The organism is Streptomyces spinosisporus (assembly GCF_022698145.1).
Classification (GTDB): domain Bacteria; phylum Actinomycetota; class Actinomycetes; order Streptomycetales; family Streptomycetaceae; genus Streptomyces; species Streptomyces spinosisporus.
This window is the reverse complement of sequence record NZ_JALDAX010000001.1, coordinates 1,160,709-1,184,000: the sequence shown is the minus strand read 5'-3', so window position 1 is coordinate 1,184,000 and position 23,292 is coordinate 1,160,709. Positions and strand designations below refer to the sequence as shown.

Genomic DNA, 23,292 nt, shown 5'->3' with positions numbered 1-23,292 from the left:
CCGATCACTCAGCGGCAACCGCGTATCGGCCCGCGCCGTGCCGCTCTACGGGGCGAGCGCTTCCGGCAGACGGTGGCGCAGGTAGGGCAGGACGCCCCGCTCCAGCAGTGCCTGCTGCCAACGGTCCCTCGCCCGCTGCACGTCCGGCGTGGTCCCGGGCCGCTCCTCCGGTGTCCCGTCGCCACCGCGCAGTGCGGCCCGCAGCAGTACGCCGAGGCCGGTGAGCGCGGTCACCGCGGCGATCCCCGCGAGGACCCAGCCGGCGATCACGGCCGAGGTGGCGAAGTCCGCGGCCACGGAGGCGAGGCGCAGCGCATACCCGACGAGCAGCAGTACGGCCGCGGACAGGGTGGCGACCAGGGGGGTGAGCACCAGGAGCAGCGGCGCCACCGTGCCGTCGACCACGGGGAACCGGCCCCGGGGCCGCCGGTCGCGCGCCTCGCGGTACGCCCGGTACTCCTCGTCGGCGGCGGCCCCGATCTCGTCGGCCGCCTCCAGGGCCCACTCCCGCAGCCGCTTCGCCGCCCGGCCCGTGGGGTCGGCGTGCAGCGCGGACCGGATGTCCGGGGTGTCCAGCGCCCGGCGCAGCACGCGCTCGAAGTCCGCTCGGTCCCGCGCGGAAGGACTGGACACGTCGCTCACGCCGACCCCCAAAGTGCGTGCTCCGCTCAGACGTTGACCCCGAAGTCGGAGGCGATGCCGGCCAGGCCGGAGGCGTAACCCTGGCCCACCGCGCGGAACTTCCACTCTGCGCCGTTGCGGTACAGCTCGCCGAAGACCATCGCCGTCTCGGACGAGGCGTCCTCCGACAGGTCGTAGCGCGCGAGTTCGGCGCCACCGGCCTGGTTGACGACGCGGATGAAGGCGTTGCGCACCTGGCCGAAACTCTGGCCGCGCGCGTCCGCGTCGTGGATCGACACCGGGAAGACGATCTTGTCGACGTTCGCGGGCACGGCCGCCAGGTCGACCTTGATGCTCTCGTCGTCGCCCTCGCCCTCGCCGGTGAGGTTGTCGCCGGTGTGCTCGACCGAACCGTCCGGGCTCTTCAGGTTGTTGTAGAAGACGAAGTGCTGGTCGGAGACGACCTTGCCCGAGGCGTCCAGCAGCAGCGCGGAGGCGTCGAGGTCGAAGTCGGCGCCGGTGGTGGTCCGCACGTCCCACCCGAGGCCCACCAGGACGGCGGACAGCCCCGGCGCCTCCTTGCTCAGTGAGACGTTGCCGCCCTTGGACAGGGAAACACCCATGACTCGCCCCTCCGTTGCGTCGTTTCGGGTCCGCACCGCGAACCCAAGCTAGAATCTACAACACTGTAGAAGAGTCTGTACGGCGGGAACGGGCCGTCACGGACGGCTCTGTACGATGTGCGCTCCCTCGGCTCGAAGGACGGGGCGAGGGTGAAACAGGAGGGAGACCCCCGCGTGGTGGAGCCGGATCCGCGTCGCCCGCGACGGGCGCAGGGCGCTCTGGAGACTCAGGTGCTCGCCGCGCTGCACACGGCCGAGGGACCGGTGACCGCGGGCTGGGTCCAGGACCGGCTGGCCGCCGATCTCGCGTACACGACCGTGATGACGGTACTGGCCCGGCTCCTCGCCAAGGGCGCCGTCACCCGCCGCCGCGAGGGCCGGTCGTTCCTCTGGAAGCCCGCCGCGGACGAGGCGGCGCTCGCGGCCTGGAAGATGCACCGGGTGCTGGACAGCGAGCAGGACCGCAGAGCGGTGCTGGCGAGCTTCATCACGCGGCTGCCGGAGGGCGAGGAGCAGCTGCTGCGCGAACTGCTCGACCAGGCGGGCGACGAGGACTGACACGGATGGGCATCGAGGACTGACACGGATGGGCATCGAGGTCTGACACGGATGGGCATCTTCGTCTTCCTGCCCCTGGTGCTGCCCCTGAGCGCCTGGCCGATCGCACGCCTTGCCGAACAACGCCTGCACCCACGCACCGCGACCGTGCTGCTGACCGGCGTCTCGTGCGTCATGGCGCTGTGCAGCACGGTGTGCCTGGCGCTGCTGATGGTGGTCGGTACCGCTCAACTGCCGGGCAATCCACTGCCGGACGCCTGGTCCGACCCCGAGGTGCGCGAGAGCGTGCCGCAGGACGGGATCGCCGGCCGGGCGGCGATCCCCGCGCTGATCGCGGTCGTCGTCAGCTGCGGTCACGCCGTGCTGCGGCACTGCGTCGTACGGCGGCGGGCCACCCGCGCGCTCGACGGTCTGCGGCCGACCGGGGTGGCGGTTCTGCCGGACCCCCGGCCCTACGCCTATGCCCTGCCCGGCGGCCCGCGCGACCGCGTCGTGGTGTCCACGGGGATGCTCGACTGCCTCGGCTCGCGGGAGCGCCGCGCCCTGTTCGCGCACGAGCGCGCCCACCTCGCGGCCCGGCACCACCGGCATCTGCTGCTCGTCCGACTGGCCGCCCGCGCCAATCCGTTCCTGCTGCCGCTGCGCACCGCGGTGGTCTATGCGGCGGAGCGGTGGGCGGACGAGGACGCGGCTCGGGCCGTCGCCAGCCGCAGGACGGTGGCCCGTGCGATCGGCAGGGCCGCCCTGGTCTCGCGCGGCACCCCGACACCGACGCTGGCCGGGCTCGCCGCTCCCGGCCCGCTGCCGCGCCGGATCGCGGCCCTGCTCGCACCGGCGCCCGCCGCGCGCACCTGGCCGCCGCTCTCCACCGCCGTGGGGCTGGCCCTGTGGACGGCCGCGACAGGGGCCGTGCTGTCGGCGATGTTCTCCGCCAACTCGGCCTACACGCTGCTGCTTGTGCTGCACGCGGCCACGCCGCTGTGACACCCCTACCGCAGCCGCTGTGGCACCCGTACCGCGTCTGGGGCCGGCCCCCGGCGCTCCTCGCACCCCATCACCGTGCCGTGTCGGCCCGTCGTAGATGCTCCTGCGCCAGCCCCACGAAGGCCTCCGTGGCCGCGTGTGTCGGCACGGCCGGTCGGGCGAGGTGGACGGTGACGGGGGCCGCGTCCGTCAGCGGGAGGTAGCGGACGCCCGGGTGGAGGTGGTGGTGGCTGGTGCCTTCGGCGGTGACGCCGACGGCCTCGCCGGTGGCGATGACGGTGAGCCACTCGTCCACGCCGGGAACCCGCACGGTACGGGGACTTCGGCCCTCGGGCCACAGGTAGGTGCCGGTGGTGGCGGCCGTGGTGCACAGGGCGACCACCTCCCCGGTCAGGTCGGCCAACGCGACGGCGTCGCGCTCGGTGAGCCGGTGGCCTTCGGGCACCGCCGCCACACGCCGCTCCCGGGCCAGCGCGGTGTACGTCAGCCCTGAGCCGTCGGCGGGCCGGGTGCGCAGGAAGGCCACGTCCGCCTCGCCGCGACGCAGAGCCGCTTCGGGGTCGTCCAGGCGGCGCACCTCGACCGGGGTCCCGGGGTGGCGTTCCCGCCAGTCGCGCAGCAGGGGGACGGTGTGCCGGCCGAGTGCGGCCCAGGCGAAGGCGAGGCGCAGCGGTCGCGGGCCGCTGCGGCCGGACGCCTCGGACAGGGCGTCGTCGAGCTGGCCGAGGATGCGCCGGGCGTGCTCCGACAGACGCTGCCCGGCGCCGGTCAGCGCGAGACGCCGGGTGGTGCGCTCCACCAGGCGGACGCCGAGGCGGCTCTCCAGCTGCTCCAGGGTGCGCGAGAGCGCGGGCTGGCTGAGGTGCAGGGCGATCGCGGCGTCGGTGATGGTGCGCTCCTCGTCGATCGCGACGAGGGCCCGCAGATGCCGCAGCTCCACATTCATGACCGTCAAGCATAAATGCCCGGCGATCGGCATTTCCGTCCCTGCCCTGCCGGTTCTAGCGTCGCAGGCATGAAGACTCTTCTGATCGGGGCCACCGGCACGCTCGGCACGGCCGTGCACAAGGAACTGTCCGCCCGCGGCCACGACGTGATCGCCGTCGGCCGCAGCGCCGGCGACCTGCGCTGCGACATCAGCGACCCGGCGCAGACCGCCGAACTGTACCGCCGGGTCGGCCGGGTGGACGCGGTCGTGAGCGCCGCCGGTGACGTGCCCTACAAGCCCCTCCCAGAGATGACGCCCGAGGACTACAGGGCCGCGTTCACCGGCAAGGTGCTGGCCCAGATCGAACTGGTCCGCCAGGGGCTCGCGCACATCGCCGAACGCGGCTCGTTCACGCTCGTCACCGGCATCCTGGCGCGCGAGCCCATCCCCACCGGCAGCGCCGCCTCCATGGCCAACGGCGCGCTGGAGGCGTTCGTCCGCGCCGCCGCGATCGAGATCGCCCCGCGGCGCATCAACGCGGTCAGCCCCAACGTCTTCACCGAGAGCCTCGCCGACTACGGCTCCTACTTCCCCGGCATGGGCTCGGTCGGCCTCGACGAGGTCACCCAGGCCTACGTCCGCTCTGTGGAGGGCGGCCAAACCGGGCAGGTGTACGCGTTGTAGGCCCGCCCCGGGCGAGCAGACAGGCCGGTACCGCCACGGCGGCGCCGATGTACAGCAGGGCCGGGTAGTTGAGGGCATGCACGATCTGCCCGCCGACGGCGCCCGCCACGGACAGGCCCACGAACAGGGCGCTGTTGTTCCAGGACAGCACGGCGGTCGCGCGGCCGGGGAACAGGTCCACCAAGTGCCGCTGCTGGGCGGGGAAGAAGGCGTAGGCAGCGAGCGCGAACAGGGCCAGTGTGCAGGCCAGCGCCCAGGTGACGGGGAAGGCCAGGGCGACGCCGACCTCCAGCAGCGCGGTCAGTGCCAGTGCCGACCCGGTGACCCGTACGGCGTCGGCGCGGTCGGCGATACGTCCGCCCACCTGACCGCCGACGACGGCGCCGACGCCGTAGACGGCCAGCAGCCAGGTGACGTCGGTCGACCGGCCGTCGGTGTGCAGCGCGACGGCCAGGAAGGTGTAGAGGGTGTAGACGGAGAAGGCCCACAGGGTCGTGACCGCTACGGCCGATATCGCGAGGCGCGTGGCGGGCCGGTCGGCCTGATGCGCCACGGTCGGCGGGACCGCGTCCGGCGGGGCCGTGTCCGCCGGGGCCGCCGGGGCCGCGTCCGGCGGGGCCGCCGGGGCCGTGTCCGCCGGGACCGGGCGCGCACGCCAGACGAACGCGTGCGGGAGGGCCAGCAGCAACGTGCCCGCGGCCAGGATGACGAAGGCGGCCTGCCAGCCGACGTACCGTCCCAGCAGCGACCCGGCCGGTGCGCCCACCCACAGGGCCGTCAGCAGGCCCGAACCCACCACGGCCAGCACCTGCGCCCGGACCTGTGGCCGTGCGCGGGTGCTGACCAGGGCGTACACCGTGGGCCCTGTCGCGGCGGCCGCGACACCGGCCACCACGCGGGCCACCAGGAGCACGCCGAAACTTGGCGCCAGGGCGGTGCCGATGTTGGCGGCGGAGAACAGGACCAGGGCCACCACCAGGACCGTGGCGCGGTCCCACCGGTCGGAGAGCCAGCCCGCGAAGGGTGAGGCCACCACGTACGCGACCGAGAAGACCGTGACCAACAGGCCGGTGCCGGCCGCGGAGACGTCGAACGACGCGGCGATGCGCGGGAGCAGCGGCGCCACCACGAAGAGATCGGTCCCCACCAGGAACTGCGTCAGCCAGGCCAGTGCGACCGGCCCGGCGGACAGACCGGGCACGGTGTCTTCGGCCGGCTCGCCGCGGGGCGGATGCATGGTTCGACGCTAGATCATCGGCCGAGGGTGTGGCCATTGGGGGGGGTCGTCTCGAGCGTGGGCTCAGCCGTGCGCCTGCTGGGCGTGCCGGGGCAGGAGGCCCACCAGCAGGAGTGTCAGGAGGTTGAGGCCCGCGGTGATGGCGAAGACCAGTTCCGCGGCGGCGAAGTAGGAGTGGACGGAGGGGTGTCCGACGCGGGCGAGGAAGACCGTGCCGAGGGCGGCGACGCCGATGGCGCCGGCGAACTGCTGGACGGCGTTGAGCAGGCCCGCCCCGGTGCCGACCTCCTCGGGGGTGGCGTCGCCGATGATGAAGTCGACGAGCGGGACGAACACCAGGCCGGAGCCGAATCCGGTGAGCAGCAGCGCGGGAGTCAGCTTCCAGACGGTGAGGTCGGCGCTCCAGTGGGCGACGGTCCACCAGTCGGCCAGCAGGCCGGCGACGGCGAGGGACAGACCCAGGTGGAGGGTGGCGCGGCCCAGCTTCTCGGCGAGTACGGCGCCGGCGAGCAGGACGGCGACCGCGGTGCCGAGGGCCCAGGGGATCAGGGTGAGGCCGGTGCGCAGCGGCGTCCAGTGCATGCCCTGCTGCAGCAGCAGGTTGATGACGAGGACGAAGCCGCTCAGGGAGGCGTAGAACCCGGCGACGATCACCAGGCCGACGACGAAGCTGCGCTTGCGGAACAGCGACGGCGTGATGACCGGGTGGCTGCTGTGCCGCTGGGAGACGACGAACAGGGCGAGCAGCGCGACCGCGGCGGCCATCATGACGTAGGTCCAGGCGGGCCAGCCGAGTTCGCGGCCCTGGATGAGCGGGACGATGAGCAGGGCCGAGGCCGCGGTGAGCAGGGCGACGCCGGTGAGGTCGAGGCGGGCGGTGCGGTCCTCTCCCCCGTGCCGGGGCAGGACGCGCCGGCCGAGCAGGAGCGCGGCGACGCCGAACGGCACGTTGATCAGGAAGATGGGGCGCCACTGGCTGCCGTAGAGATCGAGGTGGAGCAGCCAGCCGGCCAGGATGGGCCCGGCCACCATGGTCAGACCCATCAGCGGGCCGACCGGGGCCAGGGCCTTGCGCAGATGCTGGGGCGGGAAGACGACCTTCACCAGGGCCAGGCCCTGCGGGATCATGACCGACCCGAACAGGCCCTGCAGGGTGCGGGCGACGATCAGGAAGACCACGTCGGGGGCGAGTCCGCAGGCCAGTGAGGCCAGGGTGAAGCCGGTCATGCCGAGCAGGAAGAGGCGCCGGCGGCCGAGCAGGTCCCCGAGCCGTCCGGAGGTGACGAGCCCGAGGGCGAAGGCCGCGGTGTAGGCGCTGAGCACCCACTGGACGGTGACCTGGCCGCCGCCGAGGTCGGAGCGGATGGAGGGGCCCGCGAGGTTGGCGATGCTGGAGTCGATGAGATCCATCAGGTCGGCGAGGACCACGACTACCAGGACGAGCCATGCGGTGCGCAGCGGCAGGCTGCTGGGGATGGGCGCTTGAGAGGTGCGCTGGTCAATGGACACGAACACCGTTCTACAGACGAACATTGTTCAGAGCAAGGCGAACAGTGTTCCTAGTGACGTAGAACACTGTTCGTAGATCCGCTAGACTGCCCGCATGTCACCGACTCCGCAGGAACGGCGCGCAGCGCGGCACCAGCTCGGCACCGGCCCGGACGCGCCCGCCGCCCGGCGCGGACCGTCCGGCGGGCGCAAGAAGCCGATCACGGTCGACGCGATCATCGCCTCCGCGTTCGGCATCGTGGAGGCGGAGGGCTACGAGGCCCTGACGATGCGGCGGGTGGCCGCCGCCCTGGAGACGGGACCCTCCTCGCTCTACGCCCACGTGGTCAACAAGGAGGACCTGGACGAGCTGCTCATCGGCCGGCTGTGCGCCGAGATCGAGCTGCCGGAACCGGACCCCGACCGCTGGCGGCAGCAGATCACCGGAGTCTGCACCCAGCTGCGCGACCAGTACCTGCGCTACCCCGGCATCTCCCGGGCCGCCTTCGCCTCCGCCCCGTCCAATCTGGACACACTGCGCGTCGGCGAGGGAATGCTCGCCATCCTGCTCGCCGGGGGCATCGCCCCGCAGACCGCCGCCTGGGCCATCGACTCACTCATGCTCTACGTCGGCGCCTACAGCCTCGAGGTGTCGCTGGCGAACAGGCGGCTCGCGCGCAGTGACGAGGAGTGGGTCGTCGGGCGCGACGAACTGCTGCGCCGGTTCGCGGCACTGCCCGACACCTTCCCGAACAGCAAGCGCTACGCCGCCGAGCTCACCGCCGGGACCCTCCACGACCGCTTCGACTTCACCCTCGGGCTGATGCTCGACGGGCTCGGCTGAGCACCGGCTCGACCGAGCCCGTCGACCGTGTACGACCGGTCGTCAGGGCACCAGGATCGCGCGTCCCCTGACCCGGCCCGCGCCGAGGTCGTCCAGGGCGGACTGGAAGTCGTCGAGCGCGTACTTCTCGGTGTGCAGCCGGACATGGCCCTGTGCGGCGAGGACCATGAGCTCGCTGAGATCGTTGTACGAACCGACCAGGTTGCCGATGAAGTTGATCTCCGTGGAGATGATGTCGATGGTGGGCACGTCGATGTTCTCGCCGTAGCCGACCACGTGGTAGTCGCCGGCCCGGCGCAGCATCCGTACGCCGTCCCGGGTGGCGCCGCCCTCGCCGACGAAGTCCACGACGGTCTCGGCACCGTTGCCGCCGGTCAGTTCGAGGACCGCCTCCACATGGCTGCCGTCGGCGACGATCCCGTGATGGGCGCCGATCTCGCCGGCCAGCTTGACCGCGTCCGGGTTGCGGTCGACGACGACGATCTCGGCCGCCGTCAGGGCGCGCAGCACCTGGACGCCGATGTGGCCGAGCCCGCCCGCGCCGATCACCACGCAGCGATGCCCCGGCCGCAGCCTGCGGGCCGCCTTGGCCGCCGCGTGGTAGGCGGTCAGGCCGGCGTCGGCGAGGGCGGCCACGTCCGCAGGTTCGAGCGAGTCGTCGATGCGCACCACGCTCCGCGCGGACGTCCTGAGGTACTCGGCGTAGCCCCCGGCGGTGTCGATGCCGGGGAAGCTGCTCTGCTCGCAGTGGACGTCGTCGCCGGCCCGGCAGGCGGGGCACAGCCCGCAGGTGATCAGCGGGTGCACGATGACCTTGTCGCCCACGGCGACATTGGTGACGGCGCTGCCGACCGCATGCACCCAGCCGGCGTTCTCGTGGCCGATGGTGTACGGCAGGGTGACGCCGCTCTTCTCGGCCCACTGCCCTTCGAGGATGTGGATGTCCGTACGGCACACCCCGGCCCCGCCGATTTTGACGACGACGTCGAACGGACCCGACACCTCGGGCTCGGGGACGTCCGTCATCCGCAGGTTCTGGTGGTAGCCGATGACCTGCACTGCTTTCACGAGACGGCCTCCCTGTGGGGTGCGAGGGACTGGTGGTCGGTGGCCTCGTCCGGGTACCGCGTGCGCAGCAGTCCACGGCAGAAGTGGGCGTTTCCTTCGATGGAGATGCGGGTCGCGCGGGCGAAGCGCAGGCGCAGCGGGACGTCCTCGGGGCGGGGGCGTTCGCCGTGGTCGTCGACGAGCACGGGCGCCGTCGGCCGGGGGTCGAGGCCGAGTGCGGCGCGGCGGCGCAGCAGGGCCCGGGTCGTGTCGTCGTCGGGCAGATCGCCGAGGACGACGTCGTACAGGCCCTCGTCGGTGAGGCCGGGGCGGGTGCGGAGCAGCCGGGTCAGGGCCCGTTCCATGGCGGCGGCGTGTGCCTTGCGGCGGAAGACGGCGCGCAGTTCCTCCAGGTCCTGCTCCGCCTCCGGTCCGAAGGTTCCGCGGAAGCCGGCGTCCGCCGCCAGGCCGCGGTTGATGACGTCCGAGTCGTGGTGGTCGTCCAGGACGACCGTGACGGCTGCGGCGCCGGGCAGGGCGGACAGGACGTCCTTGGCGTCGGAGGCCATCAGATAGGCGAAGTTGGGGGAACAGAAGGAGGTCGGGAGCCGCAGGTGCACGGTGATGCGTCCCGTGTCGTCCGCGTCCAGGCTGTGGACGAACCCCAAGTCGGTGATGGGCTCGTCGAGTTCGGGGTCGAGGACGGCGTCGAGTGCGTGGTGCGCCCGGCGTCGCAGGTCGTCGGATTGCATCTCACACCGCCGCGGGCTCGGTGACCGCGCACTCGGCGGGCACCGGGATGTCGTACATGGCGGCGGCGTTCAGGCCGAGGATCTTCTTCTTCTGGGCCACGGTGAGCGGTGCGTAGTCGTCCATGTCCTCGGGGATCTGGAAGTCGACGAACCTCTCCACGAGCCAACGCGGCGTCCACAGCGCGTAGTCGCTGGAGAACTGGATGCGGTCCTCGCCCACCCAGTAGAGCAACTCGGCGATGATCTGGGCGAAGTAGCGCGGGCGGGTGTGGATGAACGGCATCGCGACGGCCAGGCCCGCGTGCACATTGGGCTCCTGGGTGGCGATCCAGCAGAAGTCCTCGAGGCGTGGCAGTCCGCAGTGCTCCACCACGAAATTAAGGTCCGTGAAGTCGGTGGCGACCTTGTCGACGTCCGCCACGTCGAAGGCGTCGCGGTCCAGGGGGCGGATGGTGGGGCCCTTGTGGATGTGGATGTTCTTGATGCCGAGTTCCTGGGCCGTCTCCAGATAGCGGTACGACCAAGGGTCGTCGAGCTTGTAGCCGCGCGAGTCGCCTTGCCACTCGGCGGTGTAGAGCTTGACACCCTTGAGGTGGAACCGCTCGGCGTCGCGCCGCAGTTGGTCGAGACCGGCCTGCTCGTGGCGCGGGTCCCAGCAGTGGTTGTACGTGAGCTTGTCGGGGTGCTGCTCGGCGAGCGCGAACGCCTCCTCGGTCTGCCCGAAGCCGGTGCGGTAGAAGGCGCTGAGCAGGGCGGGCTGGAAGATGGCGTGATCGACGTGTCCCTCGGCGAACAGGTCCTTCATCAGCCGCTCGCTGCCGTAGTAGAGGTACTCCTCGTACGGCCACACCTCGGACTCGGGGCTGAGGTTGCGGTGGTAGTCGTAGAAGCAGTCGATGAACTGCTTGCCGTGGATGTTGAGCTGGTTCTCGGGCCGGGCGTCCCAGAGCGCGATGTGTGCGTCCACGACGAAATAGGTCTCGCCGTCCTTGGCGTACATGTGCGGCCTCCATGTTCCGTGCCATCGGGGATGTCAGCGACGCTAGGCAGCGAGCACGGTCGTGGGCAGTCCCGGCGTGTCTCACTTTGAGACACCGGGCGCTGTCCGGGCCGGGGCCGCGGACCTACGCTGGCCGGACAGGCGCAACGACGCGCAGGTGGAGGTTTCGATGGACGACGGGACGAATCCGCCACGGCCCGAAGGACGCCGGAGCGAGGACGGCAGCGGCATCGCCACGCTGGCGCCGCGGCTGCGCGCCTCGTGGCAGCGCAGCAGGCGCTACGGCGTGGCGCCCGATCACGTCGAGCCGGTCTTCACCGGGTTCGTCGACACGGAGTCGCTGCTGTACGACTGCGGCCGGGAGGTGTTGCAGGGGCTGCGGTCGACGCTGGCCAACGAGCCGGTCAGCATGATGATCACGGGCAGTGACGGTCTGGTGCTGTGCCGGCTGACGGACGATCCCGCGGTCGACCGTGCCCTGGACCGGGTGCATCTGGCCCCCGGCTTCTACTTCGCCGAGCAGAACGCGGGCACCAACGGTCTCGGGCTCGCCCTCGCCGACCGCGCCCCCTCCCTCGTGCGGGCCGACGAGCACTACTGCGCGGAGCTGCGGGGCTTCACCTGCGCTGCGGTGCCGGTGCTCGACCCGGCCAGCGGCGAACTGGCCGGCAGCGTCAATCTGACCACGTGGTCGGACGAGTCGTCGGCGCTGCTGCTGGCCCTCGCGCAGGCCGCCGCCGGCAATACGAGCGCCCTGATGCTGGCGAGGGGAAGCCATCCCGGAAAGGCCGTGTACCGGGCGCCCCGCGGCAAGGTGTTCCGGGTGCAGGTCGCGGGGCTCGCGGACCGGGAGCGGCCGGAGCCGCCTCTGTCGCCGGGCTGGACCCGCGCCCTGGAGCGGGCCCGCGCGGCCATGGCCCGGGGCGAGGCGCTGGCAGTCGTGGGCGAACCCGGCGCGGGGAAGACCGCCCTGGCCTGCCGTGCGCGCCGGGCCGTGCGGCCCAGGGAGCGGCTGCTCGGCGCGACTCCCCCGAACGACGCCGACATCGAGCCGTGGCTGAGCCTGTGGGCGCCCGAGCTCGTCAAAAACGACACCTGTGTGGTCCTGGAGGCGACGGACGCGCTGCCCGCGTGGGCCGCCGACCGGCTCGCCGAGGTCCTCGCGTCCGCCCGCCGCCCGGTCACCCCCGGTGCCGACCGGCCGCCACAGCCGTTCGTCGTCACCGCCGAGCGCTACGAAGCGATCCCGGCGGTGCTACGGCCGCTCGTGGACTCCGTGGTGGAGGTGCCGCCGCTGCGGCTGCGCCCCGAGGACGTCCTCCCGCTCGCCGACCTCTTCGCACTGCGGCACCGCGGACGCACCGTCACCTTCACCCCCGCTGCCGCCCGCGCGCTCTGCGCCCACGCCTGGCCGGAGAACGCACGCCAACTGCGCCGCGTCGTCCAGGAGGCCGCCTCCCGCACCGACACCGTCGACATACAGCACCTGCCCGCCGAGTTCTTCACCGACACCGCCCGCCGGCTGAGCCGTATCGAGCAGCTCGAACGGGACGAGATCGTACGGTCGTTGACCGAACCCGGCACCACCGTCGCACAAGCCGCGGAACGCCTCGGCATGAGCCGCGCAACGATCTACCGCAAGATCGCCCACTACGGGATACAGGTGCCGGGGCGGGGCTCGCACCACGCACGGTCCGGTAGGGGTCAGGCGCAGCCGTCCGCGGGCAGGCCGTCGGCGTGTTCCCCGGTGACCAGATAGACGACGCGCTTGGCCACGGACACCGCGTGGTCGGCGAACCGCTCGTAGTAGCGGCCGACGAGGGTGACGTCCACGGCCGTCTCCACGCCGTGGTGCCACTTCTCGTCCAGGAGGTGATGGAAGATCATGCGGTGCAGCTCGTCCATCCGGTCGTCGTCCTTCTCCAGCTGGAGGGCGGACTCGACGTCGCGGGTGACGATCACTTCCGCGGCCTGCGCCATCAGCCGCTGAGCGAGCTGCCCCATCTCCAGGATCGTGCGGCGAAGGTCCCGCGGCACGGCCTGGTCGGGAAACCTGCGCCGGGCCACCTTGGCCACGTGCTGGGCGAGAACCCCGCAGCGCTCCAGATCCGCGCTCATGCGCAGCGACGTGACGACCAGCCGCAGGTCCCTGGCGACCGGCTGCTGCCGCGCCAGCACCGCGACCGCCCGGTTCTCCATGTCGCGCTGCAGATCGTCGACCGTGTCACCGCCCGCGATCACCGACTCTGCGAGCTGCAGATCGGCGTCCAGCAAAGCGCTGGTGGCCCGGCCCATGGCCGACGTGACCAGGTTCGCCATGTCCACCAGGCTGTCACCGATCGACTCCAGCTCCTCGTGATAGGCCGCCCGCATGGCGCCCTCCCCGCTTCATGATGGTCTCGACTCCGCCCGTGCCGGGCTCGCACACATCATGCCGCCTGCAAAATCGGTGCACTGTGCACTTTCTCACGGGCGCACGACGCGGCCCGCCCGGTAACGTGCCGAGCAGCTGACATGACAACGGCACTCGCGCCCCCGCGCGCGCGTGCCCGCAAGGAGAAACGGCCCGTGTCCCTGACGACCTCGCCCTCGCCCTCCCTGGAGGGCAGCTACTTCGAGGCCATAGACGAGCACCGCTACAAGCCGACGCACCACGCGAGCGGCGCCTGGGACCCGAACGATCAGCACTTCAGCCCGCTGGGCGGACTGATCGTCCACGCCCTGGACCGCCATCGGGCCGCGGGCCCGGACGGCCCTGACGGCCCGGATGGTCCGGACGGTTCGGACAGCGGGCTGCTGCTCTCCCGGATCAGCTACGACATCCTCGGCCGGCTCGCCCTCGACGAGTGCGAGATCGAGGTGGAGACCATCCGCCCCGGCCGCACCATCGAGCTCGTCGAGGCGGTCGTACGGATCGCCGGCCGTCCCGTCGTCCGGGCCCGGGCCTGGTACCTCACCGCCGTCGACACCGCCGCGGTCGCGGGCGGCCCCGACGACCGCCTCGCCCCGCCGGAGTCGCTGGCCCCCTGGCGCATGTCCGAGGACTGGCCCGGCGGCTACATCGCCTCCGTGGACGTACGCCCCGTCGGACCGCCCAGGCCGGGCCGTACGACCGCGTGGGTGAGCACCCCGCTGGACCTGGTCGCGGGCCAGGAGGTCAGCCCGCTCGCGTCCTATCTCGCCCTGGTCGACACCGCGAACGGCATCGCCGTGCGCCAGTCGCCCGCCGAGTGGATGTTCCCCAACGTCGACCTCACGGTCCATCTGCACCGCCGGCCGCGCGGCCCCTGGACGGGTCTGGACACCACGGTCACCTTCGGCCCCACCGGGCAGGGCCTGACCAGCACCGTCCTGCACGACGTCCACGGCCCCGTCGGCCAGGCCCAGCAGATCCTCACCGTCCGCCCGCAACCGGTGCCGGGGGTCTGACCGGCCCGTTCCGCGCCGCCGGTGGCCATACTGGAAACAGGGCCCATTTCCATCCGCGGGCATGAGGTTTTCCCAGGTCAGAGCCGTGTTAACGGAGATGACAACGGTCACCGGTGCAGCCTTTGGCGATTGCCCCGATCATGCGTTTCACTGCGGCCGGGGACCGATGCGAGGGGGAAGGCGTAGAACATGAGCGATCACGAGCACGAGCCGGGCCACGGACACTACGGCCACGGCCACGACGATCATGGGCACGGCGCGGGCGGGCATGCCGGGCACGCGCACGGTGTCTCGGCGGACGCCGACCGTCGCTGGCTGGCCATCGCGCTCGCCCTGATCACGGTGTTCATGGCGGTGGAGGTCGTCGTCGGCATCCTCGCAGGCTCCCTGGCGTTGATCTCGGACGCGGCGCACATGCTCACCGACGCCGCCTCGATCGTGCTCGCGCTCATCGCGATGCGGCTGTCGGCCCGCCCCGCCCGCGGCGGCTTCACCTACGGCCTCAAGCGTGCGGAGATCCTCTCCGCCCAGGCCAACGGGCTGACGCTGCTGCTGCTCGGGACCTGGCTGGCGTACGAGGCGGTCCGCCGGCTCGTCAGCCCGCCCGAGGTCGAGGGCGGGCTGATGCTGGCCACCGCGCTCACCGGCATCGTCGTCAACGTCGTCGCCACCTGGTGCATCTCCCGGGCGAACCGCAGCTCCCTGAACGTGGAGGGCGCCTACCAGCACATCCTCAACGACCTGTTCGCCTTCATCGGTACGGCCGTCGCCGCCCTGATCGTCGTACTGACCGGGTTCGCCCGCGCCGACGCCATCGCCACGCTCGTCGTGGTCGCGCTCATGTTCAAGGCGGGCTACGGGCTGGTGCGCGACTCGGGACGGATCTTCCTGGAGGCCGCACCGGTCGGCTTCGACCCCGACGAGATCGGCGACCAGCTCGCCGAGCAGCATCAGGTCGTGGAGATCCACGACCTGCACGTATGGACCATCACCTCCGGCGAGCCCGCACTCTCCGCGCACGTCCTGGTCGAACCGGGCGGCGACTGCCACGCGGTACGCCGCCATCTGCAGCAGCTGCTGCGCGACAAGCACGGCATCGGCCACGCCACCCTCCAGGTCGACCACCTCGGCGAGGACACCGACGCCAAGGAGCTGCTGCAGATCACCACGGCGTCGACCGAGCCGACGGAGCACTGCGACGACGCCCACGGCCCCGTCCACCGGCCCGGCCCGCACGAGCACTGACCGCGGCTCCCGGGCGCCCGCGCCTGTTCGGTCCAAGGCGGCCACCGGCATCAACGGGAGTGGGAGAATTCACTGTCAGGCGTGGTCCATTGAGGCTCTCGACCACGTACGGCCGTGTGTCGGAGAGGAGCCGCGGACGTGATCGTATGGCAGCAGCTCGGCACCGGGGCACGAGCCGTACCGAAACCCGTGGCCACTCCGCGGATCTGGGCGGTGGCCTTCGCCGGCGCGCTGCTGCTCATGCCGGTCCTCGGTCTGATCGGCCTCACCGACCGCCCGGTGCTGGCCCTGCTCGCACTGTCACTGCTCGCCGCCGCACTCGGCCTGTGGGCCAAGTTCGTCGCGGCCCCGGGCACCGCGCTGCTGTGCTGGCTCTTCCTCAACAGCTTCGGCGTACCACCCGTCGGCGAACTGAGCTGGGCTGCGGAACGCGACCTCGCCTGGCTCAGCTGCCTCCTGACGGCCACCGTCGTCGGCACCGCCTCCGCCCGCGTCGCCAACGCCCGCGCCGCCTACCGCCGCATCACCCCCGCCACACACCCCGACCCCCATCAGAACCCACCACAGCCCCGCTGACCGCCGACCTGTTGCGCCGCAGACCCGTCACGCCGCAGGCCTGTTGCGCCTAAGGCCCATCGCGCCTCAAACCCGCTGCCCCACAGGTCCGCCACCTCAGACCCGCTTGCCCCACAGACCAGCCGCCTCAGACCCGCCGCCCCACAGACCCGCGCCCCACAGACCCGCCGCCACGGACCCGCGCCCTACAGACCCGCCGCCACAGACCCGCCGCCACGGACCCGCGCCCCACAGACCCGCCGCGTCTCACATCCAGTGCACCGCAAACTGCCACGTCCCAAAGCTGCCGCGCCGCCAACCCGCTGCACTGCACACCCGTCGTGCCGCCAACCCGCTGCACATCAAACCCGCCGCGCATCACATCCACTGCACCTCAAACCCACTGCACCGCAGACTGCCGCGTCCCAAACCCGCTGAAGCGCAAGCCAGCCGCGCCTCAAACTCACTGCATCGCACGCCCGCTGCACCGCAAGCCCGCCGCGTCCCAGATCCGTCACGCCTCGCACTCGCTGCACCACAGACCCGTAACCTCGGACCCGCTACACCGCAAACCCGCCACGCCTCAACCTCGCTGAACCCCAGCCCCGTCGCGCCCCAGACTCGCTACACCGCAAACCCGCCGAACCACGAACCCGCCACGCCCCAGACTGCCGCACCCCAGACCCGCCGCACCCCAACCCCGCAGCCCCCCGAAAAACCCCAGCCCATCAAGCCGACTCCCGCACCACCAACTCCGTAGGCAGCATCAACTGCTGCCGCGCCCCGCCCTCTTGGGTGATCGCCGCGAGGATGCGCACCATCGTGCGCCCAAGCTCCTCCACCGGCTGGCGCACCGTCGTCAGCGGCGGGTGGGCGTAGCGGGCGAGGGAGTCCTCAAAGCCGATGACGGCGACGTCGCCGGGGACTTCCCGTCCCTGGCGGCGGAGTTCGTCGAGGGCGCCGAGTGCCATGAGGTCGGAGGCGGCGAAGACGGCGTCCAGGTCGGGGGCGCGTTCAAGAAGCGAATGCATGGCCCGGCGGCCGCTCTCCCAGCTGAAGTCACCCGTCTCGACCAGGACTTGGCTTGCCGTGACCCCCGCTTCGTGATGGGCGGTGCGCCAGCCCTCCAGCCGGCTGCGGCCGACGTCCATGTCCAGGGGCCCGGCGATGGTGGCGACCTTGCTGCGTCCGCTGCCCAGCAGGTGGCGTACGGCCTGGGCGGCGCCGCCGGTGTTGTCGGCGTGCACATAGCTGAGCCGTTCGCCGATGTCGCGGCGCCCGGCCAGCACGGTCGGCAGGCCCATCTCCTCCAGCATCGCGGGCAGCGGGTCGTCGGCGTGCACGGAGACCAGCAGGACGCCGTCCACCCGGCGTGCCGCCACGGACTCGGTGAGCTGTTCGCGTTCGGCCTGGTCGCGGACGAGCATCAGCTGCAGCTGGGTCCGGTTGTCGGCGAGGGCCTCGCTGACGCCGCGGATCAGGGCGGCGAAGAACGGTTCGGAGCCGAGCCGGCTGGCCGACTCGGGGATGACCAGGGCCACCGCGTTGGTGCGGCTGGTGACGAGTCCGCGGGCGACGGTGTTGGGGACGTAGTTGAGCTCCTTGATCGCCGCCAGGACCCTGGCGCGTGCGTCGGCGCTGACCAGATCCGAGCCGTTGACGACCCGGGACACCGTCGTCCTGCCCACGCCCGCGCGGGCGGCGACCGTCTTGATCGTCGGACGGCGATTCCCAGCCATGCACTCCCCTCCCGGCAGCCGCGGCGGCATCGGCCGCGCTGATGACCAGCATCGATTCTTGCAGACACCGCTGTCGGCCGGGCCAAGCGCCGGCCAAGAAAAATGAAGGCGGGGACCGGTCGATATGGGCTCGTTGTCTTCAAGTCATTGACAGATCGGCTCTGTGGCGTGAGTCTGCCATGCATCGGTGGGAACGTGCCCACCTTTCTTTGGGGCATCGATGGGCACGTTCCCACCTCTCACCAGAGCCGTATTTGTCGCCGCAAAACGCGCCTTTCCGGCACGTCTGCGTCGCCGCCTAGGAGGAGATCCATGAGCAGTCCCGGTTCGTTCGGCAGGAAGAGGCTGGCGTCAGCAGTCGCGGCCGTGGGTGCGCTGGCACTCGTCGCCGGCTGCGGCGGCAGCGACGGCTCGGCCACGGGCGGCGGCAAGAAGGACGGCAAGACCGTCATCACCATGGGCATGTTCGGCGTGATGGGCTTCAAGGAGTCGGGCCTGCTCGAGAAGTACGAGAAGGAGAACCCCGGTGTCGAGATCAAGGCCGAGATAGCCGGCGACGAGCAGACCTACTACACCGCCCTGCAGACCCATCTCGCCGCGGGCAACGGCCTCAAGGACATCCAGGGCATCGAGATCGGCCGGGCCAAGGAGATCACCGAGACCCAGGCCGACAAGTTCGCCGACTTCTCCAAGACGCCGGGCACCGACCACTTCCTGCCCTGGAAGCAGTCGCAGATCACCACCAAGGACGGCAAGGTGCTGGGCCTCGGCACCGACGCCGGTCCGATGGCCGTGTGCTACCGCAAGGACTACTTCGCCCAGGCCGGCCTGCCCACCGACCGCGAGCAGGTCTCCAAGCTGTGGGCGGGCGACTGGAAGAAGTACGTCCAGGTCGGCCGCACCTTCAAGAAAAACTTCAAGGGCGGCAAGGTCTCCTACACGGACTCGGTCAGCGGCCTGTTCAACGCCATGGTCTATGGCTACCCGCAGCAGTACTACAACGAGAACGGCGACCTGATCTACGACAAGAACCCGGACGTCAAGCGGGCCTGGAACCTTGCCGCGGACGCCGCCGACGCCGGGCTGAGCGCCAAGCTGCGCCAGTTCCAGCCCGGTTGGGACCCGGGACTGGCCAACGGCACCTTCGCCACCGCGGTCTGCCCGGCGTGGATGCTGAGCCACATCAGCGAGAAGGCCGGTGACAAGAACAAGGGCAAGTGGGATGTCGCCCGGGCCCCCAAGGGCGCCAACTGGGGCGGCTCCTTCCTCGGCGTGACGGAGAAGAGCCCGGTGAAGGCTGAGGCGCAGAAGCTCGTCGCCTGGCTGACCGCGCCGGAGCAGCAGGCGTACATCTTCAAGAAGCTCGGCAACTTCCCGTCCTCCGAGCAGGCGTTGGAGCGGGCGGACGTCAAGAAGGTCACCTCCGCGTACTTCAGCAACGCGCCGATCGGCGAGATCTTCGGTGCCGCCGCGCAGGAGATCCCCGACAAGCAGGTTCTCGGCCGCAAGGACGGCACGATCAAGGACACCTTCACCCAGGGTCTGGCCCTGGTGGAGCAGGGCCAGTCGCGGGACAAGGCGTGGAAGACCACCGCGAGCCGCATCGACAAGGCGGTCGGCTGACCTTCGGGTCCTACGACACCCCGGGCGCGCCTCCCACCCTGCCGGGCGCGCCCGGGGCCCCGCTCGGACAAACCGGGCTCCGCTCGGACAGCCCGGGCCCGGCTCCGACATCCGCACGTCGGGCATCCGCACTTCGGACGTCCGTATTCAGGAAGGAACTTCGGTGGCGACCTCCACCACCAACGCCCTGGCCGGCGAGGAGCGTGCCGGCCCGCCCGCGAAAAGCCCCGACGGGAAGAGCGGCCGTAAGCGCGGTGCGCTGCTGCACCGGATCGACCTCAAGGGCGCGCCGTACGCCTTCGTCGCGCCGTTCTTCGTCGTCTTCGCCGCGTTCAGCTTCTACCCCCTGATCTACACGGCGTGGATCTCGCTGCACCATGTGGAGCTGGCCACGCTCGACTCCATGCAGTGGGTGGCGTTCGACAACTACGTCGATCTGTTCAAGGACTCACGGTTCTGGAACGCGCTGCGGAACACCATCACCATCGGGGTCATCTCCACCGTGCCGCAGCTGCTGATGGCGCTCGGCATGGCGCACCTGCTCAACTACCGGATGCGCGCCTCGCTGTTCTTCCGGGTCGCGTCGCTGGTGCCGTACGCCACCTCGGTCGGTGCGGCGGCCCTCGTGTTCACGATGCTCTTCGAGCGCGACTTCGGCATGATCAACTGGGTGCTCGGTTGGGTCGGCATCGACCCGCTGGACTGGGAGGCCAACAAGTGGCCCGCCCAGGTGGCCATTTCGACCATCGTGATCTGGCGCTGGACCGGCTACAACGCGCTGCTGTACCTGGCCGCGATGCAGGCCATCCCCGCCGACCGCTACGAGGCGGCGTCCATCGACGGTGCCTCGCGATGGAAGCAGTTCACCCATGTCACCGTGCCCGGGATCCGCTCCACCATCGTCTTCACCATCGTGCTCTCCACCATCGGCGCCACCCAGCTCTTCGGTGAGCCGCTGATCTTCGGCCAGGGGCCCAACGGCGTCACCGGCGGCGCCGACAACCAGTACCAGACGCTGGGTCTGCTGCTGTACGAGGAGGGCTGGAAGAACTACCAGATGGGCCGCGCGGCGACCGTCGCCTGGGCGATGTTCCTGCTGCTCATCCTCGTCTTCGTGGCGCAGCGCCTGATCAGCCGGCTGCGCTCCCGCACGCCCTGACCTGGAGCCGTCATGACCGTCAACTCCCTTCCGGTCCGCACGGACACCCCGGTCCGGACCCCCGCCCCGAAAGCCCCGCGCGCCGGCCGCCGGCTGCTGCGCATACGTGCCGGCCGCCAGCACCACGCCGGTCCGCTCGCCTACGTCCTGCTCGGGATCATGGCGCTCGTGTCGATCTTCCCGCTGTACTGGACGATGGTGGCGGCCTCCACGGACAACACCCGGGTCAGCCAGAGCCCGCCGCCGTTCCTGCCGGGCCCCAACCTGTTCAGCAACCTCGCCCGCGCGTGGGACGAGGCGGCGATGGGCAAGGCCATGGTCAACAGCCTGATCGTGGCCGGGGTCATCGCGCTGTCCACGGTGCTGTTCGCGACGCTGGCCGGCTTCGCCTTCGCCAAACTGCGCTTCAAGGGCCGCAACATCCTGCTCACCCTGGTGATCGGCACCATGATGGTGCCGCCCCAACTCGGTGTCGTACCGCTGTTCATGATGATGTCCGACCTCGGTCTTGCGCAGCAGTTGCCCGCCGTCATCTTCCCGACGCTGGTGAGCGCGGTCGGCGTGTTCTTCATGCGGCAGTACCTCGGTGAGGCCCTGCCGGACGAACTCGTCGAGGCGGCACGGGTGGACGGGGCGCACTCGCTGCGGATCTTCTGGAGCATCGTGCTCCCGGTCGCGCGGCCCGCGATGGCCGTCCTGTTCATGATCACGTTCGTGCACGCCTGGAACGACTTCTTCTGGCCGTTCGTGGTGCTCGACATGACCAACCCGACCGTCCCGGTCGCCCTCACCCAGCTCAGCGCGGGCTATGTCCGCGACCAGTCACTGATCATGGCGGGCGCACTGCTCGGCACCCTGCCGCTGCTGGCGATGTTCATCGTCTTCGGGCGTCAGATCGTCAGCGGGATCATGGCGGGCGCGGTGAAGGGCTGAACCCGAGCCGCCTGCCGCCTGCTTGTACCCCCCTGTCCGTATCCCGGTTTCAACTCACCCTTGCGACACACCCTTTGAGAGGATCTACGTGGTCACCGCAGCACGACAAGGCGGATCTGCCCCGGACGTGGCACGCGTCTTCCCCGACGGCTTCCTGTGGGGCTCCGCGACCGCCTCGTACCAGATCGAGGGCGCGACCGCCGAAGATGGCCGCACCCCCTCCATCTGGGACACCTACGCCCACACACCCGGCCGGGTCCGCAACGGCGACACCGGCGACATCGCCACGGACCACTACCATCGCTGGCGTGAGGACGTGGCGCTCATGGGCGAACTGGGCCTGGGCGCCTACCGGTTCTCCCTGGCCTGGCCCCGCATCCAGCCCACCGGCCGCGGCCCCGCCGTCCAGAAGGGCCTGGACTTCTATCGCCGTCTCGCCGACGAGCTGCTGGCCAAGGGCATCACGCCCGTGGCCACGCTCTACCACTGGGACCTGCCGCAGGAGTTGGAGGACGCGGGCGGCTGGCCCGAGCGGGTCACGGCCGAGCGGTTCGCCGAATACGCGGCCATCGCCGCGGACGCGCTCGGGGACCGGGTGAAGACCTGGACCACGCTCAACGAGCCCTGGTGCAGCGCCTTCCTCGGCTACGGTTCCGGCGTCCATGCCCCCGGCCGCACCGACCCGGTGGCCGCCCTGCGCGCCGCCCACCACCTCAACCTGGGGCACGGCCTGGCCGTCCAGGCGCTGCGCGCCGCGCTGCCCTCGAACGCCCAGTGCTCGGTGACGCTGAACTTCCACGAGGTACGCCCGCTCACGGGCAGCGACGCCGACACGGACGCCGCCCGCCGGATCGACGCGCTCGCCAACCGGGTCTTCACCGGGCCGATGCTGCAGGGCGCGTACCCGGAGGACCTGCTCAAGGACACGGCGACGCTGACCGACTGGTCCTTCGTACGCGACGGCGACCTGGAGCAGATCAGCCGGCCGCTGGACTTCCTCGGCATCAACTACTACACGCCCACGGTGGTTTCGGAGGCCGACGGCAGCGGCACGCACAACGCGGACGGTCACGGCAGGAGTTCGCACAGCCCCTGGCCCGGAGCGGACCAGGTAGCCTTCCACCAGCCGCCCGGCGACACCACCGCCATGGGCTGGGCCGTCGACCCCACGGGCCTCTACGACCTCCTGACCCGGCTGTCGTCCCAGTTCCCGACCCTGCCCCTGGTCGTCACCGAGAACGGGGCCGCCTTCGACGACTACGCCGACCCCTCCGGCCAGGTCAACGACCCCGACCGCATCGCCTACGTACGCGGCCACCTGGCCGCCGTGCACCAGGCCATCGAGGACGGCGCGGACGTACGCGGCTACTTCCTGTGGTCCCTGCTGGACAACTTCGAATGGGGCTACGGCTACAGCAAGCGCTTCGGGGCCGTCTACGTCGACTACCCGACCGGCACCCGCATCCCCAAGGCCAGCGCCCGCTGGTACGCCCAGGTCGCCCGCACCGGCACCCTGCCCGCCGCCTGACCGAGCCCACCGGGACGCAAGCGGACTGCACGGCTCCACCTGCGTCCCACAACTGCGGCATGAGGCAAGGGAATTGGGGTACCCGGACGGGCGCGACCACCGCCGGAGTCGGCGCTGACGGCGGCCGTGCGCGTGAGACCCGCCCCCCTGGGCCTTGCGCGGGATGTCCTGCGAGCCGTCGAGTCCCCTCCTCGAAGCGGATCGAAGGACAAGGCCGGAGCCCGGGCCCGCTGCGGTCCCGGGCTCCGGCCGCCAGTCGATCGGCAGCCGCTCCAGCGGGTGATCTCGTGCTGATTCTTCCGGTTCTGAAGGGCT

22 protein-coding genes are annotated in these 23,292 nt (G+C 71.1%); 12 read left to right on the top strand and 10 right to left on the bottom strand.

Annotation, left to right across the window (positions count from 1 at the left end):
- Positions 1 to 45: 45 nt before the first annotated feature.
- Together MQN93_RS05160 and MQN93_RS05155 are read right to left on the bottom strand one after the other, a co-directional pair.
- Positions 46 to 633 carry a hypothetical protein gene (locus tag MQN93_RS05160; protein WP_242708480.1) on the bottom strand — a complete coding sequence of 196 codons (588 nt, stop codon included), beginning with the start codon at positions 631 to 633 and terminating at the stop codon, positions 46 to 48.
- Positions 634 to 668: 35 nt separating this feature from the next.
- Positions 669 to 1,244 (bottom strand): TerD family protein, encoded by a 576-nt coding sequence (locus MQN93_RS05155; RefSeq protein ID WP_016431268.1) that lies wholly within the window; start codon positions 1,242 to 1,244, stop codon positions 669 to 671.
- Between the two features lie 174 nt (positions 1,245 to 1,418).
- Here MQN93_RS05155 and MQN93_RS05150 point away from each other — a divergent pair, with 174 nt between their 5' ends.
- On the top strand, positions 1,419 to 1,802 hold the full coding sequence (locus MQN93_RS05150) for a BlaI/MecI/CopY family transcriptional regulator (RefSeq protein WP_242708528.1): 384 nt from the start codon (positions 1,419 to 1,421) through the stop codon (positions 1,800 to 1,802).
- Positions 1,803 to 1,853: 51 nt separating this feature from the next.
- Positions 1,854 to 2,786, top strand: a complete 933-nt coding sequence (locus tag MQN93_RS05145) for a M56 family metallopeptidase (RefSeq protein WP_016431270.1) — start codon at positions 1,854 to 1,856, stop codon at positions 2,784 to 2,786.
- Between the two features lie 70 nt (positions 2,787 to 2,856).
- On the opposite strand, the gene MQN93_RS05140 is transcribed toward MQN93_RS05145, so the two are convergent.
- Entirely contained in the window at positions 2,857 to 3,732 is an 876-nt protein-coding gene (locus tag MQN93_RS05140; protein WP_242708479.1) for a LysR family transcriptional regulator, read from the bottom strand.
- A gap of 69 nt (positions 3,733 to 3,801) precedes the next feature.
- On the opposite strand from MQN93_RS05140, the gene MQN93_RS05135 reads away from it, so the two are divergent.
- Positions 3,802 to 4,398, top strand: coding sequence for a short chain dehydrogenase (locus tag MQN93_RS05135; RefSeq protein WP_242708478.1), 597 nt, complete (start codon positions 3,802 to 3,804; stop codon positions 4,396 to 4,398).
- On the opposite strand, the gene MQN93_RS05130 is transcribed toward MQN93_RS05135, so the two are convergent.
- Together MQN93_RS05130 and MQN93_RS05125 are read right to left on the bottom strand one after the other, a co-directional pair.
- Positions 4,337 to 5,635, bottom strand: coding sequence for an MFS transporter (locus MQN93_RS05130; RefSeq protein ID WP_242708477.1), 1,299 nt, complete (start codon positions 5,633 to 5,635; stop codon positions 4,337 to 4,339). The genes MQN93_RS05135 and MQN93_RS05130 overlap by 62 nt on opposite strands.
- A 63-nt stretch (positions 5,636 to 5,698) precedes the next feature.
- Entirely contained in the window at positions 5,699 to 7,144 is a 1,446-nt protein-coding gene (locus MQN93_RS05125) for a DHA2 family efflux MFS transporter permease subunit (RefSeq protein WP_242708476.1), read from the bottom strand.
- Between the two features lie 94 nt (positions 7,145 to 7,238).
- Between MQN93_RS05125 and MQN93_RS05120 the strand changes: the two genes are divergently transcribed.
- Positions 7,239 to 7,967 (top strand): TetR/AcrR family transcriptional regulator, encoded by a 729-nt coding sequence (locus MQN93_RS05120; RefSeq protein WP_242708475.1) that lies wholly within the window; start codon positions 7,239 to 7,241, stop codon positions 7,965 to 7,967.
- A gap of 42 nt (positions 7,968 to 8,009) precedes the next feature.
- Here the strand turns inward: MQN93_RS05120 and MQN93_RS05115 are convergent, their stop codons facing one another.
- From MQN93_RS05115 to MQN93_RS05105, 3 genes are read right to left on the bottom strand one after another with little or no spacing between them, the layout of a single operon-like run.
- On the bottom strand, positions 8,010 to 9,035 hold the full coding sequence (locus MQN93_RS05115; RefSeq protein WP_242708474.1) for an NAD(P)-dependent alcohol dehydrogenase: 1,026 nt from the start codon (positions 9,033 to 9,035) through the stop codon (positions 8,010 to 8,012).
- Entirely contained in the window at positions 9,032 to 9,766 is a 735-nt protein-coding gene (locus tag MQN93_RS05110) for an iron-sulfur cluster assembly protein (RefSeq protein ID WP_242708473.1), read from the bottom strand. The genes MQN93_RS05115 and MQN93_RS05110 overlap by 4 nt, the downstream gene beginning before the upstream one ends.
- A 1-nt stretch (position 9,767) precedes the next feature.
- Positions 9,768 to 10,766, bottom strand: a complete 999-nt coding sequence (locus MQN93_RS05105) for an amidohydrolase family protein (RefSeq protein WP_242708472.1) — start codon at positions 10,764 to 10,766, stop codon at positions 9,768 to 9,770.
- Between the two features lie 169 nt (positions 10,767 to 10,935).
- Between MQN93_RS05105 and MQN93_RS05100 the strand changes: the two genes are divergently transcribed.
- Positions 10,936 to 12,525: an AAA-type ATPase lid domain-containing protein gene (locus tag MQN93_RS05100; protein ID WP_242708471.1), complete on the top strand. Its 1,590-nt coding sequence runs from the start codon at positions 10,936 to 10,938 to the stop codon at positions 12,523 to 12,525.
- Here the strand turns inward: MQN93_RS05100 and phoU are convergent.
- Positions 12,471 to 13,139 carry a phosphate signaling complex protein PhoU gene (phoU, locus tag MQN93_RS05095; protein WP_242708470.1) on the bottom strand — a complete coding sequence of 223 codons (669 nt, stop codon included), beginning with the start codon at positions 13,137 to 13,139 and terminating at the stop codon, positions 12,471 to 12,473. The genes MQN93_RS05100 and phoU overlap by 55 nt on opposite strands.
- Positions 13,140 to 13,334: 195 nt before the next feature.
- Between phoU and MQN93_RS05090 the strand changes: the two genes are divergently transcribed.
- From MQN93_RS05090 to MQN93_RS05080, 3 genes are all read left to right on the top strand, one after another.
- Positions 13,335 to 14,195, top strand: a complete 861-nt coding sequence (locus MQN93_RS05090) for a thioesterase family protein (RefSeq protein ID WP_242708469.1) — start codon at positions 13,335 to 13,337, stop codon at positions 14,193 to 14,195.
- Between the two features lie 189 nt (positions 14,196 to 14,384).
- The gene (locus MQN93_RS05085; RefSeq protein WP_242708468.1) at positions 14,385 to 15,440 is read left to right on the top strand and encodes a cation diffusion facilitator family transporter; all 1,056 of its coding nucleotides are present in this window, start codon (positions 14,385 to 14,387) and stop codon (positions 15,438 to 15,440) included.
- 138 nt (positions 15,441 to 15,578) lie between these two features.
- Positions 15,579 to 16,016, top strand: a complete 438-nt coding sequence (locus MQN93_RS05080; protein ID WP_016431284.1) for a hypothetical protein — start codon at positions 15,579 to 15,581, stop codon at positions 16,014 to 16,016.
- 707 nt (positions 16,017 to 16,723) lie between these two features.
- On the opposite strand, the gene MQN93_RS05075 is transcribed toward MQN93_RS05080, so the two are convergent.
- Positions 16,724 to 17,734 (bottom strand): LacI family DNA-binding transcriptional regulator, encoded by a 1,011-nt coding sequence (locus MQN93_RS05075; protein ID WP_242708467.1) that lies wholly within the window; start codon positions 17,732 to 17,734, stop codon positions 16,724 to 16,726.
- A gap of 312 nt (positions 17,735 to 18,046) precedes the next feature.
- Between MQN93_RS05075 and MQN93_RS05070 the strand changes: the two genes are divergently transcribed.
- From MQN93_RS05070 to MQN93_RS05055, 4 genes are all read left to right on the top strand, one after another.
- On the top strand, positions 18,047 to 19,357 hold the full coding sequence (locus MQN93_RS05070; protein WP_242708466.1) for an ABC transporter substrate-binding protein: 1,311 nt from the start codon (positions 18,047 to 18,049) through the stop codon (positions 19,355 to 19,357).
- 163 nt (positions 19,358 to 19,520) lie between these two features.
- Positions 19,521 to 20,516: a carbohydrate ABC transporter permease gene (locus tag MQN93_RS05065; protein ID WP_016431287.1), complete on the top strand. Its 996-nt coding sequence runs from the start codon at positions 19,521 to 19,523 to the stop codon at positions 20,514 to 20,516.
- A gap of 12 nt (positions 20,517 to 20,528) precedes the next feature.
- Positions 20,529 to 21,449, top strand: a complete 921-nt coding sequence (locus MQN93_RS05060) for a carbohydrate ABC transporter permease (protein WP_242708465.1) — start codon at positions 20,529 to 20,531, stop codon at positions 21,447 to 21,449.
- 88 nt (positions 21,450 to 21,537) lie between these two features.
- Positions 21,538 to 22,977, top strand: coding sequence for a GH1 family beta-glucosidase (locus MQN93_RS05055; RefSeq protein WP_242708464.1), 1,440 nt, complete (start codon positions 21,538 to 21,540; stop codon positions 22,975 to 22,977).
- The last annotated feature ends 315 nt before the right edge of the window (positions 22,978 to 23,292 follow it).